Annotated in this window: 3 protein-coding genes; all 3 read right to left on the reverse strand. The window is 69.3% G+C overall.

All coding sequences use genetic code 11. The features are described from left to right. Positions 1-2,256, reverse strand: a 2,256-nt coding sequence (locus tag G6027_RS07400; RefSeq protein ID WP_346995654.1) for an MMPL family transporter, incomplete at its 3' end; no start/stop codon positions are given. Positions 2,257-2,268: 12 nt separating this feature from the next. After that, positions 2,269-2,943 carry an NYN domain-containing protein gene (locus G6027_RS07405; RefSeq protein ID WP_182636618.1) on the reverse strand — a complete coding sequence of 225 codons (675 nt, stop codon included), beginning with the start codon at positions 2,941-2,943 and terminating at the stop codon, positions 2,269-2,271. Positions 2,944-2,980: 37 nt separating this feature from the next. Continuing rightward, positions 2,981-3,661 (reverse strand): tRNA (guanosine(46)-N7)-methyltransferase TrmB, encoded by a 681-nt coding sequence (gene trmB / locus G6027_RS07410; RefSeq protein WP_182636619.1) that lies wholly within the window; start codon positions 3,659-3,661, stop codon positions 2,981-2,983. Between the last annotated feature and the right edge of the window lie 92 nt (positions 3,662-3,753).

Consider the following 3,753-nt stretch of genomic DNA (forward strand, 5'->3'; position numbering starts at 1 on the left):
CGCGACGGGCCCGGCGGGTGCGACGACCGGAACGCCCGCGGCCGCGCCCGTGTCCGTGTCCACGCCCGCCGGCTCGACATCGGCCGGTCCGCCGTGCAGGTATTCGGGCTCGTCACCGATCTCGGCCTCGCCCAGGCCGATCCGCTCCTGGATCCGCTTCATCCACTTGGGCGCCCACCAACAGTCGGGACCCAGCATCTGCATGACCGCCGGCACCAACAGCATGCGTATCACCGTGGCGTCGATGATCAGGGCCGCGATCATGCCGAACGCGATGTACTTCATCATCACGATGTCCGAGAACGCGAACGCCCCGGTCACCACGATGAGGATCAGCGCGGCCGAGGTGATGATCCGGCCGGTGTTGGCCACGCCGCTGCGGATGGCCTCGGCGGTTCGGGCGCCTCGGGATCGCGCCTCGACCATCCGGGACACCAGGAACACCTCGTAGTCCGTGGACAACCCGTAGATGATCGCCATGAGCAGCACCACCACGGGCGAGGTGAGCGGCCCCGGGGTGAAGCCGAGCAGGTCGGCGAGGTGCCCGTCCACGAAGATCCACGTGAGGATCCCGAGCGTGGCGCCCAGGCCCAGCAGGTTCATGATCGCGGCCTTGATCGGCAACACCAGCGAGCCGAACGCCAGGAACATCAGGATGGTGGTGGCGATGATGACGTACAGGACGAACCACGGCAGGCCGTCGACCAGCGCGTCGACCGAGTCGGACTCCATGGCGGGGTTGCCACCCACGTGGACCTCGGTGCCGGCGGGGATCGGGAACTGCTGCAGGTATTCGACGGTCTCGGCCGGGGCGTTGCGGTCGACCAGGCCGGACTGCAGGACCACCACGTCACGGCCCTGTGCGTCCTGCTGTCCGGACCGGGCGAACTGGAACGGGCCGGTCAGACCGGGTGCGTTGTTGGCCTCGGCGCGGATCTGCGAGAGCGTGGTGCCGTCCGAACCGATCACGACGAGCTTGACCGGGTCGGTACGGGTGCCGGGGAAGTTCTGGTCGTACTGCTCCTGCGCGACGCGCGTGGTGTTGTCCGGCGGGAGGTAGGTCTCGTTGATGCCACCGAACTTGACCCCGGAGAACGGGATGATGAGCGCCACCAGGACCACCACGACGGGCACCGCCACCGCCACCGGGTGCTTCATGGAGAAGTCGGCCACCCGGCCGAACAGCCCGTTCTCCACCTGCTCACGGGTGCGGTGCCGCTGCAGCCGCTTGATGCCGAGCATGTCGACGCGGTGGCCCAGCATCACCAGCACCGCAGGGAGCAGCGTCACCGACAGCAGTGCAGCCAGGATGACGGCGGCGATAGCCCCGTAGGCCACGGACTTGAGGAAGTCCTGCGGGAATACCAGCAGCCCCGACAGGGTCACGCCCACCATGACGGCCGAGAACACCACGGTGCGCCCGGCCGTGGCGACGGCCCTGCGCACGGCGACGACCGGCGGGTACCCCTCGGCCATCTCCTCCCGGAACCGGCTCACCACGAACAGCCCGTAGTCGATCGCCAGCCCCAGGCCGATCAGCGTGACGACGTTCTGGGCGAACGAGTTGACCGGTGTGACCAGCGACAGCAGGTGCAGCGCGCCGATCGACCCGAGGATCGTCAGGACCCCCACGGCCACCGGGAGGAACGCGGCCACCACGCCGCCGAACACCACGATGAGCAGGATGAACACCAGGGGCAGCGCGATGAGTTCCGCGCGCACGAGGTCGGCGTCCATGCCGTCCTGCAGCGCCCCGGCGACGGCCTGGACGCCGGCGACGTCGGTCTGGATGCCGTCGACGTCGATCCGGTCCTCGATCACCCGGAAGTTCTGGAGGATCTCCTCCTCCTCGCCGGCCAGCTGGATCGAGGCCACCGCGATCCCCTCGTCCCTGTTGACCAGGGCCGGGGATTGGTTGTAGACGAAACTCGTCACACCGGTGACCTGGTCCGGGTACTCGTCGCGGATCGTGTCTAGCGAAGCCCGGACGGGGTCCTGGAACGCGGGATCGTCGACCGTGGTGCCCTCGGGGGCGTGGTAGGTGACGACGACGTCGCCGAGCGCGTCGCGGCCGTACGCCTCCTGCTCGAGCCGCTCGGCGGTCGCCCACCCGCTCTTCGGGTCCTCGAAGCCGCCCTGACCGAACGCGTTGCCGAACATGCTGCCCGCCACGCTGAGGACGGCCATGACCACGACCATGAAGACCAGGACCAGGACGCGGCGGTGGGCGACGAACCGCCCGAGTGAGTTGAACACGGCTGCGCGCTCCTAACGCGAGTTGAGCAGGGCGGTGAGCGGACGGAGCGGCTGCAGCCAGGCGCCCTCGTCGGGCAGGTTCTCGAGGCTGACCCGGGGCAGTGGCTCCCGGAACACGCCCGGGATCTCCTCGAGGTCGAGGAACCTGATCGTGTCGTGCTGGACGGCCCAGGTGGCGTGCTCCCGGAAACCGATGACGGTGACGGGGACCTCGTCGGCGAGCTCCTCCAGCGGTTCGCGGAACGCCTGGCCGTCGGCCGAGGCCACCACGACACCCGCGAGTCGACCGGATTCGGCGCGCCGGTCGATGTGCTCGAGCATGTCGTCGTCGACATCCGAGTCCTCGCTGGTCTTCGGCTTGGCAAAGACGGCGAAGCCGACGTTGCGCAGGGCCTCGACCCAGGGGCGGACGTTGTCCGAGGTGCCGGGGACGATGTTGGTGAAGACGGTCGCCTCGGCCTCGAGGGTGTCGTTGGTACTGACCGACAACTCGGCCGCGTACCCGAGCAGCCACCGCCCGAGCGCGTCGAAACGGGGGCGGTACACGGCCGTGGGCCGACCGCCGAGGATCGAGCCCAGGCCCATGTCGACGTTGGGTGCGTCCCAGACGAGCAGCACCAGGCCCGGGGCGTCGGGCGGCACCACGTCCGAGATCTCGGTGGCGTCCGGTCCGTCAGGTGGGGTCATCGTCTGCTGCCTCGGTCTTCTTGTAGATACGGGGTGGTCAGTCTCTACGACGCCAGAGGAACTCGTTGATCACTCGCTCCTCCTGCAGACCCTTGCCCTCGAACTTCGTCACGGGTCTTTTCAGACTGAACGGTACGTGTCCGGCCCCGGTCGTGGCGTCGAGCCGCTCGAGTGAGGGTTCCGCGTCACCGGTCTCGGCGATCCACCCGGCGTAGTCGACGTGGTCGGTGGCAACGTGGAGTACACCGCCGGGACGGAGGCGGGAGGAGATCAGTTCGAACGTGCCCGGCTGCAGGAGCCGCCGCTTGTGGTGGCGGGCCTTGGGCCACGGATCCGGGAAGAACACGCGCACGCCGGTCAGGCTCGCCGGCGCGATCATGTTGGTCAGCACGTCCACGCCGTCGCCGCGGATCATCCGGACGTTCTCGAGCCCCTCGCGCAGGATCATCCCCAGGAGCTGGGCCAGACCCGGCTGGTAGACCTCCACCGCGATCACGTCCACGTCCGGCTCGTCGGCCGCCATCGCCGCCGTGGACGTCCCCGTCCCGGAGCCGATCTCGACGATCAGTGGCGCGTCGCGACCGAACAGGGCCTGCGGGTCGACGAGTTCGTCCGCCACGTTGCGGCCGTAGGTCGGCCAGTGCTCCTCCCAGTTGCGCTGCTGCCCCGGACGCAGGGTGCCGCGCCGGAACCGGTAGGCCGTGACCCGGGGGAACAGACGCGGGTCGTGGTCGGGGGTCGTACCGTCAGGGAAGCCACCGCCACCGGTGTCACCGTCCGGCGTCGCGCCGTCCGGGGTCGCGCCGTCCG

It is taken from the genome of Dietzia sp. SLG310A2-38A2, assembly GCF_014145095.1.
GTDB lineage: Bacteria > Actinomycetota > Actinomycetes > Mycobacteriales > Mycobacteriaceae > Dietzia.

Bases quoted from the DNA above. Each gene is read 5' to 3' on its own strand.
- G6027_RS07405 (WP_182636618.1), bottom strand. From the start codon at position 2,943: ATGACCCCACCTGACGGACCGGACGCCACCGAGATCTCGGACGTGGTG.